The organism is Salipiger sp. PrR003, from assembly GCF_010500785.1.
GTDB classification, from domain to species: Bacteria; Pseudomonadota; Alphaproteobacteria; order Rhodobacterales; family Rhodobacteraceae; genus Salipiger; species Salipiger pacificus_A.
On record NZ_JAAGOV010000057.1, the window covers coordinates 1 to 12,748 of the forward strand.

Sequence of the window (12,748 nt, forward strand, 5' to 3'; positions counted from 1 at the left end):
GCCGCCCGCATATCTCTTCAGATATCTGCGATGTCAAAGAGCGTGAGAGACAAAACCAGACCAGTGCGCCCTAACTTCCGGCGCGCCCGCCTGCCCGTCTCTCGAATTTCCTGTCCGCCTCGTCTGCGCCAGCCCCGCGTTTCCGCTCGCCGCCGCCCCGTCTGGCGTCCCGTCGTGCGCCTCAGCGCCGCCGGTGAGGGGCCTTTTACGGATACCCCCCGGGGCCTGCAAGCGGATTTTTCCGAAGAGACCGAAGTTTTTGCGAGATTCCTGGATAACTGCGCAATAACAACAAGATACGTTTCTATTTTTCTGTGCATCCCCACCCGACGGCGCGGCTTCCGCAGGGTCCGCCAAACGCCCCGAAACCCACATCTTGCGACGCCCACAGAGTTATCAACAAGGGTGTCCACACTCGCACCCAAGCTTGGCCGAGTCGGATGGGACTCGCGCAGTGTCGCCAAGGCACAACGCAGGCACATCCCATGAGCGCCACCCGTGAGGACCGGCTCCCCGAGGACTCGCACCCCAGGGAACGTGGGTCAGCGCTGTCCGCCGCGAGTCGTCGTGACAAATTCTGGTGGAGGCCGTCTTGCCTTGTGGCCGCCGCAGTGCATCTTTACGGCAGCCCGCCCGCGCGCCGCCAATCCGCCCTCTTGCCAGCCCCACCGCCGACCAGACACACTGCCGAGATGACAGCCCAAGACAGCCTTCCCAAACCCCTCGGCGATTACATGCGCTCCGCGCGCGTTGCCCTTGCCGTGTCGCGGATCGGCGAAGACGCCCCGCTGGTCCTGGTGAACGAGGCCTTCTGCACGCTCACCGGCTATGCCGCCGACGAGGTGATCGGGCACAATTGCCGGTTCCTGCAGGGCGCGGACACGACCGAGGAGATGCGCCGCCCCCTGCGTGAGTTTGTGCGCGGCAAAGAGCCGCACAGCGGCCGCTTCCCGATCCTCAACTACCGCAAGGACGGCACGAGCTTCTTCAACTTCGTCTTCATGACGCGGCTCCTCGACCGCGACGAAAGCCCGCGCTTCCTGCTCGCCTCGCAGTTCGACATGACGACCGCGATGCGCCGCAACAAGCTGCCGCAGAACGACATGGAGTTGACCCGCACCCTCGACGATCTCGAGCAGATCAGCCGCGAATTCGGGTTGGCGATCATCGGCTCGGCACAAATGATTTCGGAGTCCGTTGCCCTTCTGGCGCGGCTCTCCCTCGACACCGACGAAGACTGACACGCAAGCCGGCGGGCCGCCTGGCCGCATCGCCGAGGAAAGAGCAGGCATGAAGGACAAGGAGGCGCAACAGGCGCAGGCCGGGAAGGGCGACAGCGAGCGCCTGTGCATCGTCGGTATCGGCGCCTCGGCGGGCGGGCTGGAGGCGATCCGCGAAATGCTGACCGCGGCACGCGCCTCGAGCAACCTCGCCTATGTGGTCATCCAGCACCTCGATCCGAACCACGAGAGTCTGCTGGCCGAGTTGCTCGCACGCCATACGGAGCTGCGCGTGCGCCAGGCCTCGGGCGGCGAGAGGATCACCGCGGGCAATGTCTACATCATCCCGCCCGGCCACGGGCTCTCGGTCACCAAAGGGGTGCTGAACCTCACCGAGTTCGCGCAGCCGCGCGGCCTTCGCCGGCCGATCGACGACTTCTTCGAGAGCCTCGCGCTCGACCAGGGGCGCTTTGCTGCCTGCGTGATCCTCTCGGGCACCGGCGCCGACGGCAGCGCCGGGCTGCGGGCGATCAAGGAGCATGGCGGGCTGTGCCTCGTGCAGGAGCCTGACACCGCGAAATACGATGGCATGCCGACCTCGGCCCAGGCCACCGGGCTGGTGGATTTCGTCCGCCGTCCTGGCGAGATCGTCGAGGCGATCGAGCAATTCTATGCGCACACGCTGGTCGACACCGCCGACCGCCAACTCGCCAATACGGTCGAGGCGCATCTCGAGGACATCTGCGGGGTGGTGCGCAACTTCGTCGGGCATGATTTCTCGGGCTACAAGAAGTCGACGCTGATCCGACGCGTGCAGCGGCGTATCCAGGTGCTCGATCTCGACGACGCAAGCGCCTACCTCAAGCGGGTGCGCTCGGATTCCCGCGAATGCGAAATCCTCTTCCGCGAGCTGCTGATCAACGTCACCCGTTTCTTCCGCGATCCTGAGCATTTCGAACGCCTGCGCGAGCTGGCCGTGGCGCCGCTGATACGCAACGCCGGCAACGAGGACGAGATCCGCGTCTGGATCCCGGGCTGCTCCAGCGGCGAGGAAGCCTATACCTTCGCGATGATGTTCGCCGAGGAGGCACGCAAGCAAAAGCGCTCGGCGAAGATCCAGATCTTCGCCACCGACATCGACGAGCAGATGCTGCGCATCGCCCGCGAGGCGGTTTACCCGCAGTCGGCCCTGGCCGACATCCCCGAGGAGATGCGCGACCTTTATACCGTTGCGCTCGACGGGCGCTTCCGCATGTCGGCCAAGATCCGCGACATGATCCGCTTCTCGGTGCATTCCATTGTCCGTGACCCGCCGTTCTCGAACATAGACCTTCTGTCCTGCCGCAACTTGCTGATCTACTTCGGCGACCAGTTGCAATCGACCGCCCTGCCGATCTTCCATTACGCCCTCAAGCCCGGCGCGACGCTGTTCCTTGGTCCGTCCGAGACGGTGGGCCGGCACGACCATGTCTTCAAGCCGCTCGACCAGGGCGCGCGCATCTTCCAGCGCAACACTGGCCGCCCCGAGTACCCGCTGCACCTGCGCAGCGCGCAGCGCAGCCAACCGTCGGGCCGCCGCCACGCCGCCGACAACGCCGAGCCCCCTGCCCGTCTCGACTGGCAGGAAAGCGACGTGGCCGAGCGCATCCTCTCGGTCTACGCCCCGCCCACACTGCGGGTCACCGTGCGCGGCGAGATCCTGCGGTCCACCGGGCGGCTCGGCAAATACCTCGAGGTCACGCCCGGCCCCGAAAGCGAGAATTTCGCCCCCTCGCTCGCCCGCTCCGGCGTGCGCGAGGCGCTTTCGGCGATCCTGCGGCAGGTGGCACGCAGCAAGAAGCGCACGATTTCGCGGGATCTCTCGGCGCGCTCCGAGTTCGGCACGCAAGCCTTCGATCTGATCGCCGACCCTCTGGAAGATGGCAGCATCCTTCTGGTGTTCCGCGAACGCGACCGCTTCGAGGCACTGGAGGATGACGCGTTCGAGGAACTCGATTCCACCGACAGCCACGTGCAGAGCCTCGAACACGAGTTGCGCGACACCCGGGCCCGGCTCCACACCACGGTCGAGGAACTGGAGACCGCGAACGAAGAGCTGAAAAGCTCCAACGAAGAAATGATGTCGATGAACGAGGAGCTGCAGTCGACCAACGAGGAGCTCTCGACGGTCAACGACGAGCTCAAGAGCAAGGTCGACGAGCTTTCGGTGGCCAATGCCGACCTGTCGAACTTCTTCGCCTCCACGGCACTGCCGCTGGTGGTGGTCGACTCCAAGATGGCGATCCGCAACTTCACCGACGCCATCCAGTCGATCTATCCCTTCCGCGGAGCCGACCGGGGCCGACCGCTGGCCGAGGTGACCTCTTCGCTGCGCCGCAACGAAGAGGTGCTGCAGGCCATTTCAGACGTGATGCGTACCGGCGAGCTGGGCCACATGCGGGTCAGCGACCGGAGCGAGTCGCGCACCTGGTCGCTGGTCATCACCCCCTATCGCAGCCGCGACGGCCACCTCAACGGCGCCACGCTGGTCTTCACCGAGGTGACCGATGCCTTGCGTCTCGAGACGGCGCTCAAGCACGAGGGCGAACGGCTGCGGCTGGCGCTGGATGTTTCAGGGATGGCGGTCTGGGAGTGCGATCCGCGCGGCGGCACGGTCACGCTGGACGACTCTGGCTGCGCCCTGCTCGGGGTCGAGGATCACACCCAGCCCCTTGAGCGGCTGCTGCAATCGATCGTCGAAGACAGCCGGGACGACGTGCGCGCCGCCATCGAGGCGGCCATCGACCGCGGCGAACCCATCGACGTGGTGGCCCGGCTCAGCGGGCTCGGCGCGCATGCGCGCTCGATCGAGATCGTCGGCCGCCGCATTGCCACGCCGCACGCCGAGCGGGTACTCGGCGTGCTCTTTGATGTCACCAAGGAGCAGGACGCCAAGGACGTGCGCGAGATGATGCTGCGCGAGATGAACCACCGCGTGAAGAACATGTTCTCGATCATCTCGAGCATGGTGCGGATGGCAGGGCGGCGGGCCGAGAATGTGCCGGACCTCGTCGAGGGGGTTCAGACCCGGATCAACGCCCTCGCACGCTCGCATGACCTCACGCAGAAGACCCCGAGCGGACGCAAATTCGGGCTCGAGGACGCGATCCGCGCCTCGCTCGCGCCCTACCGCAGCGACCAGGAGCTGAGCCCCGGCGGCCCCGAGATCCCGGTGGCCACGCAGGAGCTTACCTCGCTCTCGCTCCTGCTGCACGAATGGTCGACCAATGCGGCGAAATACGGCGTTCTGGGCCACACGCCGGGGCGGCTCGAGGTCTCGTGGCGCCGCGACGGAAGATTTGTCGAACTGGTGTGGAACGAAATTCACGAAGCGCGGGTTGAACCAGACGACGGAGCAGCGGGCTTCGGCTCGACGCTGGTCCAGCTTTCTGCGGTTCAGCTGGGCGGAACGGTGTCCGTAGACTTCAGCGACTACGAAAGAAGGATGGTGCTGCGTTATGTCCCTGACGAGCGGTGAGACGACCACGACCCGAGGCCGTGTTATGATTTGCGAAGACGAGGTGATCGTCGCCATGGACCTGCAGATGCTGGTCGAGGACTTCGGCTACGAGGTGATCGGCCCCTTCCCCGGGTTGCGCGAGGCCTTTGCCGCGCTGGGAGACCAGCGACCCGACATCGCTCTTCTGGACGTGCGCCTGAAGGATGGCGAGGTCTTCCCCCTCGCGGATCGGCTGCGCGACATGGGCGTGGGGCTGGTGTTCCAGTCGGGCCATGTCTACGACGACGAGATCCACGCCAAGTACCCGCAGGCCGGATGCTGCCTGAAGCCGATCAACCCTGCCGGGCTGCGCACGGCCCTGCAGACTGCCGAGACCGTGGGCGCCGCCTGAGCGGTCAGCCTGGCAGCACCGCCGCCATGCCGCCGATCGCAATGAGCCATGCGGCGCAGACTGCGCCTGAGATCCGCCCCAACCGCGCTTGCAGCAGGTCGAGCGCACCCCACATAAGCAGCACGAAGGCGGCGATCCCGAGGACGCCGCCGAGCGCGCCGAGCAACCCCTCGCGCGTGGCCGACGGCGCATCCCCCGAGAGCGCCGCAAGCGCAGCGCCCGCCATGGCGAGCGCCGCGAGCAATGCCCCCGGCAGCGCGATCCCCCATAGCGCCAGCGCCCCCAGCGCAATGGCCAGAAGGGCACCGATCCGCATCGACGTCGCGACCTCCGGCCAGACCCCGTGCAGCACGAGTCCCGCCGCCCCCGCCAGCACCAGCGCCGGATAGGCGCGCCGCACCGAGGCCAGCGGCTGCCGAGCCAGAAGCAGCGCCACGGCCACAAGCAGAAGCGTCTGCAGCGGCGCCATCACCGGATGCAGCAGCCCCGAGTAGAACGGCCCGAGGTCTCCGAAGGCGTCATGCGCGAGCGCGGCCCCCGGCGTCAGCGCAAGCGCAGCGACCGCCGCGAGGGCCGTCCGCCTCACAGCGCGCCGGTCAGGAAGCCCGCGCCGAGTGCCGCGATCACCCCGCCAGCGCCGCGCACGGCCAGCGTGCCGGGGCGCGAGCGGGTCAGCATTCCGAAGGCGATGCCGCAGAGGTGCAAAAGCCCGGTGCCGATCACGAAGCCGCCCGCATAGGCCAGTGGGCTCACCGCACCGGGCATCTCGGTCCCATGGGCATGGCCGTGGAAGATCGCGAAGACCGCGACGATCGCGGCCGCCACTGGCAGCGGCGGACGCGCCGCGAAGAGCACCGCAAGCCCGATCACCAGACCCGAGGCGGCGATCCCCGTCTCGATCCCCGGCAGCGGCACCCCCGCCGCGCCCAACATCCCGCCAAGCGCCATGACCAGCGGGAAGGTCACCGGCAGCAGCCAGACCGCGGGCGCGCCGAGAAAGGCGCCCCAGAGCCCCACCGCCACCATGGCGATCACGTGGTCCCAGCCGAGGATCGGGTGCAGGAAGCCCGTCACGAAGCCCCCCGCGGCAGCATCCCCCGAATGGGCCAGCGCCGGCGATCCCGAGCCGAGAGCCACGACGGTGAGCGCGATCAGAACCGCACAGAGATGTCTGGAATGCATGGCAAAATCCTTTCAGGCATCGAAATAGGTGACCCGCCCTGAGAGTGCCATGCCCCTGTGCCTGTGGCGAGGGGATTTCTGCCGGGTCGCGCGCGCGGCGGCCTCAGTCCCCGCGGCGCGACAGGATGTCGGCTAGAACCATATAGGAAGCGGCGACATGGCTGCGCATCAGCCCGCGCGCGGCCTCGGCGTCCTGCCGCATGATCGCCTCGGCGATGGCGTCATGCTCGGCGCGCGAGCTCGATAGGCGCGAGGCATCCACGTGGAAGTTCGCCTCCCTCCACGCTTGGGTGCGCAGGTTCAGCTCGTCCAGCACCGAGGCCAGCGCGGCATTGCGCGCGCCGGTCGTCAGCGCCGCATGGAACCGCGCGTTGATCAGCCCGTAGCGCTCCGGGTCTTCGCCGCAGGTCTTGCCTTCCTCAAGGATGGCCAGCATGTGGCGCCGCTCGATCTCGGTCATCCGGTGCGCCGCCAGCGCGGCCAGCACGCTTTCCACCTCTCCCACCGCTTCGAACAGTTCGGCGAGATCGCTGGCCTTCATCTGGCGCACCACGAAAGCGCGCCGCGCGCCGCGCTCGGCGAGGTTGGCCTGTTCGAGCCGGTGCAGGGCCTCGCGGACCGGGGTGCGCGAGACGCCGAACTGCTCGGCCAGCGCCTGCTCGGCCAGCGGCTCTCCGGGCTTCATCCGCCCTGCCACGATCTGATCCACCAGACTGTCGAAAATGCTTTCTGCCGTCCGAATAATCATATGCGCCCCGCCCCCGTCGAAATGAACACTTTTATCTTGCTTATGTATACATGTCCTCACAACCTGAAATCACGAGACAACAGGTCGGTACAGGAGGAAACACGAAAAAACGCCGTCCAATTGGGCTGTTAGCACCTCAGAGCCGGGACAACCGGACAGGCGGGGCCCGATGGGTTTGTTTCGACATGGGAGGAGACCATGCCAACAGGAGAGACAAGACATGACGCAAGTCGACCACAAGAAAGTGCTGGCCGAGCGCCTCTCGGCCCGGCTCGGCCGTCGCGCCGTGCTCAAGGGTCTCGGCGCCGGCATCGTCGCCGCGACGAGCGCGGGATCCTTCCCCGGGATTGCCCGCGCCCAGCAGAGCGGACACCTCAAGATCGCCTCGGTCAAGGTGATCGACACGCTTGATCCGCATTTCACCGGCTTCCTGTCGGCGATCCAGATCATCAACAACATCCACAATGGCCTTCTGAAGATCTCCTATGACGGCGAGCAGGTGACCTTCGAGCCCGATCTGGCCGAGACCTGGGATCTCGAGGACGACAAGACCCACGTCTTCAAGCTGCGCGAGGGCGTCAAGTTCCACGACGGCACCCCCTGCGACGCCGAGGCGGTGAAGTTCTCGCTGCTGCGGGTGAAAGAAGGCGAGCCCAAGTCGCCGCACGCCTGGAAGCTGGAGCTTCTGGAAGAGATCGAGATCGTCGACGATCTGACCGTCAAGCTGCACTTCTCGCAACCCTATGCCTTCCTGCCCGTGGCGCTTAACGGCTCGACCGGCCGCGCCGGCACCATCGTCAGCCCCGCCGCCGCGCAGAAATACGGCACCGATTACGGCCGCAACCCGGTTGGCACCGGCCCGTTCAAGTTCGTGTCCTGGCGCGAGAATGACGCCATCGAGCTCGAGGCCAACACCGAGTACTTCGAGCCGGACATGCCAAAGCTCGAGCGCGTCACCTTCGTGCTGATGAACGAGGCCTCGACCGCGCTCGCCGCGCTGATGTCGGGCCAGATCCACGGCATGACCGACTGCCCGATGCAGCTGGTCGACCAAGTCGACGCCTTCCCCAAGGCGAAGCTCTACGGCGAGATCGAGGGCAACTACACCTTCGTCGGCATGAACTGCAAGAAAGGCCCCTTCACCGACATCAACCTGCGCCGCGCCGTCGCCTGGGCGCTGGACCGCGAAAAGCTGGTGAAACAGGCCTACTTCGGCCGTGCCCAGCAGGCCTATACCCCGATCTCCCCGCCGATGAGCGGCTTCTTCGACCCCGAGATCGCCACCTCGGGCCGCGGCCAGTGGTTCGACCTCGACAAGGCCAAGGAATTCCGCGCCAAGGCGGAAAACCAGGACGAGATCGAAGTGACCTACATGATGGCCGAGCGCGGCCCGGTCGGCACGCGCATCGCGCAGACCGTGGCGCCGATGCTGGCCGAGATCGGCATCAAGGTGAAGCTCGAGCTGATCGAGCCCGCCGCCTGGGTCAAGCGCCGCAACGAGGGCGACTTCGACCTCTACGACTTCGAATGGGTGGCCGACCTCGACCCCGACGAGACGATCTACCCCGAGTTCAAGTCGGACGGCGCCTGGAACTTCTGCGGCTGGGTCAACACCGAGTTCGACGACCTGTGCAAGCAGGCGCAGGTGATCCTGGAAACAGAGGAGCGGGCCAAGCTCTACTATGCGGCAGAGGATCTGCTGATGGATGAGGCGCCGATCGCGATCATGGCGCATATGCCGATCTACAAGGTCTTCTCGGACAAGGTGCAGGGCTTCAACTACATCCCCGCCGACCTCGTGAACCTGCATACGGTGAGCCTCGCCTGATGCTGCTGGTCCAGACCCTCGGAAAGCTCGGGCAGACGCTCGTCGTGCTGTTCATCGTCTCGGTCGCCACCTTCGGTCTGCTGAAGCTGGCGCCGGGCGACCCGGTGCAGATCATGCTCGGCTCGGAATACTCGCAGGAGTCCTACGAGTCGCTCACCGCCGAAATGGGTCTGGACCGGCCCTTCCTGGCGCAATACGCCGATTGGGCAAAGAACTTCGTGCAGGGCGACTGGGGCACCTCCTTCGTCGCCCGCACCGACATCTTCACCTATGCCTTCAAGGAAGCGCTGCCGGTGACGCTGACGCTGGCGAGCTTCTCGCTCGTCTTCGCGGTGCTGATCGGCGTGCCGCTGGGGGTTCTCTCGGCGGTCAAGAAGGACACCGCCTTCGATGCGGGTTCGGCGGTCTTTGCCCTGACCGGCACCGCCTTTCCGTCCTTCCTGCTTGGCATCCTGCTGATCTGGTTCTTCGGGGTGCGGCTCGGCTGGTTCCCGGTGATGGGCTATGTCTCGCCCTGGGAGGACTTCTGGACCGGCGTCTACCACATGATCCTGCCGGGTCTGACGCTTTCCACCTACTTCATCGCGATGATCACGCGCCTGACCCGCGCCACGCTGATCGAGGTGCTCGACCAGCCCTATATCGCCGCCGCCCGCGCGCGCGGCGAGCCCGGCTGGCGGGTGATCTGGGTGCACGGCGTGCGCAACATCGCCATGCCGCTGGTCACCATCCTCGGGCTGCAGCTCGGCACGCTGCTGCAGGGCACGGTGCTGACCGAGACCGTCTTCAACCTGCCGGGCATAGGCCAGATGCTGACCTCGGCGGTGCTGGGGCGCGAGTACATGGTGGTGCAGGCCGGAGTGATGATGACCGCCTTCCTCTTCATCGGGGTCAACCTGCTGGTCGACCTCTCCTATCCGATCCTCGACCCCAGATTGAGAGACCGCAAATGAGCGCAGAGGCCACCAACGCCCCGGCCCCCGCGACGCTGCCGCCCGCCGGGCCGGCACCGCAGGCGCAGAGCCGCAAGCGCCGCTCGATCTTCGTGCGCCGCCCCTTCTTCACCGTCGCGCTGGTCATCGCCGCCGCCTACCTGCTGGCCGCGATCTTCGCGCCGCATGTTGCGCCCTACGATCCGGTGATGCAGTCGATGGACGCCATGATGCAGCCGCCTTCGGGCGCGCATCCACTGGGCACCGACAGCTACGGGCAGGACATACTGTCGCGGGTCATCTATGGCGCCCGCTATGCGCTGGTGATTGGCCTCTTCTCGGTGCTGATCGGCGCCGCCGGAGGGCTGGTGATCGGCCTTGCCGCCGGGCTTTCGGGCGGCTGGGTGGAATGGTCGCTGATGCGGCTCATCGATTCCATCCTCGCCCTGCCCTCGCTGATCCTTGCCGTCGCCTTCATCGCCATCCTGGGACAGGGCGTCGACAAGGTGGTGATCGCCGTGGGCCTGTCGATGATCGGGCCCTTCTCGCGCACCGTCCGCGCCGACGTCATGCAGGTGAAGGTGCAGGGCTTCGTCGAAGCGGCACAGCTGATGTCGATCCCCTCGCTGCAGGTGATCCGCCGCCACATCCTGCCAAACGTGGTTTTCCCGCTCGCCGTGCAGGTCACCATCCGCATCTCCGAGGCCATCCTCGTGTCGTCCTCGCTGTCGTTCCTCGGCATCGGCGTGACACCCCCGACCCCCGACTGGGGGCTGATGATCGCCGAGGGCCGTGACTTCGTCAGCTTCGCGCCGTGGATGTCGGCCATGCCCGGCTTCGCGCTCGCTCTGCTGTTGATCGCCCTGTCGATCGTCGGCGACGGCATCCGCGAGGAATACGACCCCAAGAGCCGGAGGGGCGCATGATGTTGCAACAGATCAACGCCGAGGCGCTGCTGAACGTCTCGGAGCTGACCGTGCACCGCGGTCCGGCAAAGATCCTCGACCGGGTGAGCCTCTCGCTCGCCAAGGGTGAGACGCTGGCGCTGGTGGGCGAGAGCGGCGCGGGCAAGTCGACCATCGCCACCGCGCTCATGCAGCTTCTCGACGGGGCCGAGGTCGAGGGCACCGCAGATCTCCAGGGGGCGGGCGACCTGCTGTCGATGCGCAAGCGCGAGATGGTGAAGCTGCGCGGCCAGCGCCTGTCGATGATCTTCCAGGACGCCGGCGCGGCGCTGAACCCGGCCTATACCGTGGGCCGGCAACTGATCACCACGCTGCGCCGCAACCTCGGCCTATCGCGCAGCGAGGCCCGCATCCGCGCGATTGAGCTTTTCACTCAAGTGGGCATCAACGACGCCGAAGCGCGGCTCTCGGCCTTTCCGCACCAGCTCTCGGGCGGGATGCAGCAGCGGGTGATGGTGGCCATCGCGCTCGCCTGCAACCCCGACCTGCTGCTCGCCGACGAGCCGACCTCGGCGCTCGACGTGACCATCCAGGCGCAGATCATCCGGCTGATCCTGAAGCTCACCCGCGAACGCGGCGCGAGCTGCATCTTCGTGCTGCACGATCTGGCGCTGGCCAGCCAGTCCTGCGACCGGATCGTGGTGCTCTACGCCGGACAGGTGGTCGAATCCGGCCCCTCCGAGGAGGTGCTGAAGCGCCACAGGCATCCCTATACCCGCCAGCTCGAAAGCTGCGTGCTCGAGATCGGGCGCAAGGATCTGCAGGCGCCCGAAGGCACCGTGCCCTCGCACGACCAGATGCCCGCCGGATGCCGTTTCGCCACCCGCTGCCCCCGCGCGCTGGACCGATGCGCGCGCGAAGCGCCGCCGCTCACCCCCGCCGATCCCGCGCGCAGCGACGCGCGCGACCACCTCTTTGCCTGCTGGAACCCGGAATGATGCTTGATACCGCCGCCCCGGCAGCCCCGTCCCGCACCGCCCCCGTCTTCGAGCTGATCGAGGTCGAGAAGGTCTTCCAGATCCGCCCGCCGGGCCGCCGTTTCACCCGCGAGAAGGTCGGGCTGCGTGCCCTTGACGGCGTCCGGCTCAGCGTCGAAAAGGGGGCCTCGCTGGCGTTTGTCGGCGAAAGCGGCTCGGGCAAGTCCACCCTGCTGCGCATGCTGCTGGGGCTCGACGCGCCGAGCGGTGGCCGCGCGCTCTATCACGGCCGCCCGATCCGCGAGGTACGCGCCGAAGGCACGCGCTTCGCCCGCGACGTCGCAATGGTCTACCAGGACGCCCGCAGCTCGCTCGACCCGCGGATGACCGTCGGCGCGCTGATCGCCGAGCCGCTGCGCCACTTCGGCATTGTGCCGAAGGCGCAGGAAGAGACCCGCGTGGCCGACCTGCTGGAGCGCGTCGGCCTGCCCGCCGATGCCGCCAAGCGCTACCCGTCGGGCCTTTCCGGAGGGCAGGTGCGCCGCGTCGCCATCGCCCGCGCGCTGGCCTCCGAGCCCTCGGTGCTGGTGGCGGACGAAGCGGTCTCGGGCCTTGACGTGTCGACCCAGGCGCAGCTCCTGACGCTGCTGCGCAAACTGCAGCAGGAGATGGGCCTCACGCTGGTCTTCATCACCCACGATCTTGGCGTGGCGAGCTATCTCTGCGAGCAGATCGCCATCATGTACCTTGGCCGCATCGTCGAGACCGGCCCGACCGACGCCGTGCTGAACGCTCCGGCGCACCCCTACGCCGCCGCCCTTCGGGGCGCCGCGCCGCGCTTCTTCGAGCCGATCCCCGAGCCGCTGCCCGGCGAAATCCCGAGCCCGCTTGACCTGCCGAAGGGCTGCCGCTTCTCAACCCGCTGCCCCATGGCGCAGGACGATTGTCGCACCCGCGACCCGCAACTGGGAACGCTGGGAACGGGCCGCGCCGTGGCCTGCCTGCACCCGCTTTCCCCATCAGACACTTGACGAGACTCTGCCGAGACCGCCATCACTCACGGACA

At 67.0% G+C, this 12,748-nt stretch carries 11 protein-coding genes; 8 read left to right on the top strand and 3 right to left on the bottom strand.

All coding sequences use genetic code 11. The features are described from left to right. Positions 1-692: 692 nt before the first annotated feature. Genes G0D83_RS20980 through G0D83_RS20990 form a run of 3 tightly spaced genes read left to right on the top strand, consistent with a single transcriptional unit; the run spans position 693 to position 5,110 of the window. Positions 693-1,241 (top strand): PAS domain-containing protein, encoded by a 549-nt coding sequence (locus tag G0D83_RS20980; RefSeq protein ID WP_164196656.1) that lies wholly within the window; start codon positions 693-695, stop codon positions 1,239-1,241. Positions 1,242-1,290: 49 nt separating this feature from the next. Beyond that, on the top strand, positions 1,291-4,737 hold the full coding sequence (locus G0D83_RS20985; protein ID WP_164196657.1) for a chemotaxis protein CheB: 3,447 nt from the start codon (positions 1,291-1,293) through the stop codon (positions 4,735-4,737). After that, the gene (locus tag G0D83_RS20990; RefSeq protein WP_164196658.1) at positions 4,718-5,110 is read left to right on the top strand and encodes a response regulator; all 393 of its coding nucleotides are present in this window, start codon (positions 4,718-4,720) and stop codon (positions 5,108-5,110) included. The genes G0D83_RS20985 and G0D83_RS20990 overlap by 20 nt, the downstream gene beginning before the upstream one ends. A gap of 4 nt (positions 5,111-5,114) precedes the next feature. On the opposite strand, the gene G0D83_RS20995 is transcribed toward G0D83_RS20990, so the two are convergent. The 3 genes from G0D83_RS20995 to G0D83_RS21005 form a co-directional block, all read right to left on the bottom strand. Continuing rightward, entirely contained in the window at positions 5,115-5,696 is a 582-nt protein-coding gene (locus tag G0D83_RS20995) for a hypothetical protein (protein ID WP_164196659.1), read from the bottom strand. Continuing rightward, a complete protein-coding gene (locus tag G0D83_RS21000) occupies positions 5,693-6,292 on the bottom strand; it encodes a HupE/UreJ family protein (protein WP_164196660.1) in 600 nt (199 codons plus the stop codon). Before G0D83_RS21000 ends, G0D83_RS20995 begins: the two co-directional genes overlap by 4 nt. 103 nt (positions 6,293-6,395) lie before the next feature. After that, positions 6,396-7,040 carry a GntR family transcriptional regulator gene (locus tag G0D83_RS21005; RefSeq protein ID WP_108968583.1) on the bottom strand — a complete coding sequence of 215 codons (645 nt, stop codon included), beginning with the start codon at positions 7,038-7,040 and terminating at the stop codon, positions 6,396-6,398. Positions 7,041-7,260: 220 nt separating this feature from the next. Here G0D83_RS21005 and G0D83_RS21010 point away from each other — a divergent pair, with 220 nt between their 5' ends. Genes G0D83_RS21010 through G0D83_RS21030 form a run of 5 tightly spaced genes read left to right on the top strand, consistent with a single transcriptional unit; the run spans position 7,261 to position 12,713 of the window. Next, positions 7,261-8,868 (top strand): ABC transporter substrate-binding protein, encoded by a 1,608-nt coding sequence (locus G0D83_RS21010; RefSeq protein ID WP_164196661.1) that lies wholly within the window; start codon positions 7,261-7,263, stop codon positions 8,866-8,868. Continuing rightward, positions 8,868-9,821, top strand: coding sequence for an ABC transporter permease (locus tag G0D83_RS21015; RefSeq protein ID WP_235940190.1), 954 nt, complete (start codon positions 8,868-8,870; stop codon positions 9,819-9,821). The genes G0D83_RS21010 and G0D83_RS21015 overlap by 1 nt, the downstream gene beginning before the upstream one ends. Next, entirely contained in the window at positions 9,818-10,726 is a 909-nt protein-coding gene (locus G0D83_RS21020; RefSeq protein ID WP_164196662.1) for an ABC transporter permease, read from the top strand. The genes G0D83_RS21015 and G0D83_RS21020 overlap by 4 nt, the downstream gene beginning before the upstream one ends. Continuing rightward, positions 10,723-11,703 carry an ABC transporter ATP-binding protein gene (locus G0D83_RS21025; protein WP_235940191.1) on the top strand — a complete coding sequence of 327 codons (981 nt, stop codon included), beginning with the start codon at positions 10,723-10,725 and terminating at the stop codon, positions 11,701-11,703. Before G0D83_RS21020 ends, G0D83_RS21025 begins: the two co-directional genes overlap by 4 nt. Continuing rightward, complete coding sequence (locus tag G0D83_RS21030; protein WP_164196663.1) at positions 11,700-12,713, top strand: ABC transporter ATP-binding protein; 1,014 nt, start codon at positions 11,700-11,702, stop codon at positions 12,711-12,713. The genes G0D83_RS21025 and G0D83_RS21030 overlap by 4 nt, the downstream gene beginning before the upstream one ends. The last annotated feature ends 35 nt before the right edge of the window (positions 12,714-12,748 follow it).

Bases quoted from the DNA above. Each gene is read 5' to 3' on its own strand.
- G0D83_RS21010 (WP_164196661.1), top strand. From the start codon at position 7,261: ATGACGCAAGTCGACCACAAGAAAGTGCTGGCCGAGCGCCTCTCGGCC.
- G0D83_RS21020 (WP_164196662.1), top strand. From the start codon at position 9,818: ATGAGCGCAGAGGCCACCAACGCCCCGGCCCCCGCGACGCTGCCGCCC.
- G0D83_RS20980 (WP_164196656.1), top strand. From the start codon at position 693: ATGACAGCCCAAGACAGCCTTCCCAAACCCCTCGGCGATTACATGCGC.
- G0D83_RS21015 (WP_235940190.1), top strand. From the start codon at position 8,868: ATGCTGCTGGTCCAGACCCTCGGAAAGCTCGGGCAGACGCTCGTCGTG.
- G0D83_RS21000 (WP_164196660.1), bottom strand. From the start codon at position 6,292: ATGCATTCCAGACATCTCTGTGCGGTTCTGATCGCGCTCACCGTCGTG.
- G0D83_RS20990 (WP_164196658.1), top strand. From the start codon at position 4,718: ATGTCCCTGACGAGCGGTGAGACGACCACGACCCGAGGCCGTGTTATG.
- G0D83_RS21005 (WP_108968583.1), bottom strand. From the start codon at position 7,040: ATGATTATTCGGACGGCAGAAAGCATTTTCGACAGTCTGGTGGATCAG.
- G0D83_RS21030 (WP_164196663.1), top strand. From the start codon at position 11,700: ATGATGCTTGATACCGCCGCCCCGGCAGCCCCGTCCCGCACCGCCCCC.
- G0D83_RS20985 (WP_164196657.1), top strand. From the start codon at position 1,291: ATGAAGGACAAGGAGGCGCAACAGGCGCAGGCCGGGAAGGGCGACAGC.
- G0D83_RS21025 (WP_235940191.1), top strand. From the start codon at position 10,723: ATGATGTTGCAACAGATCAACGCCGAGGCGCTGCTGAACGTCTCGGAG.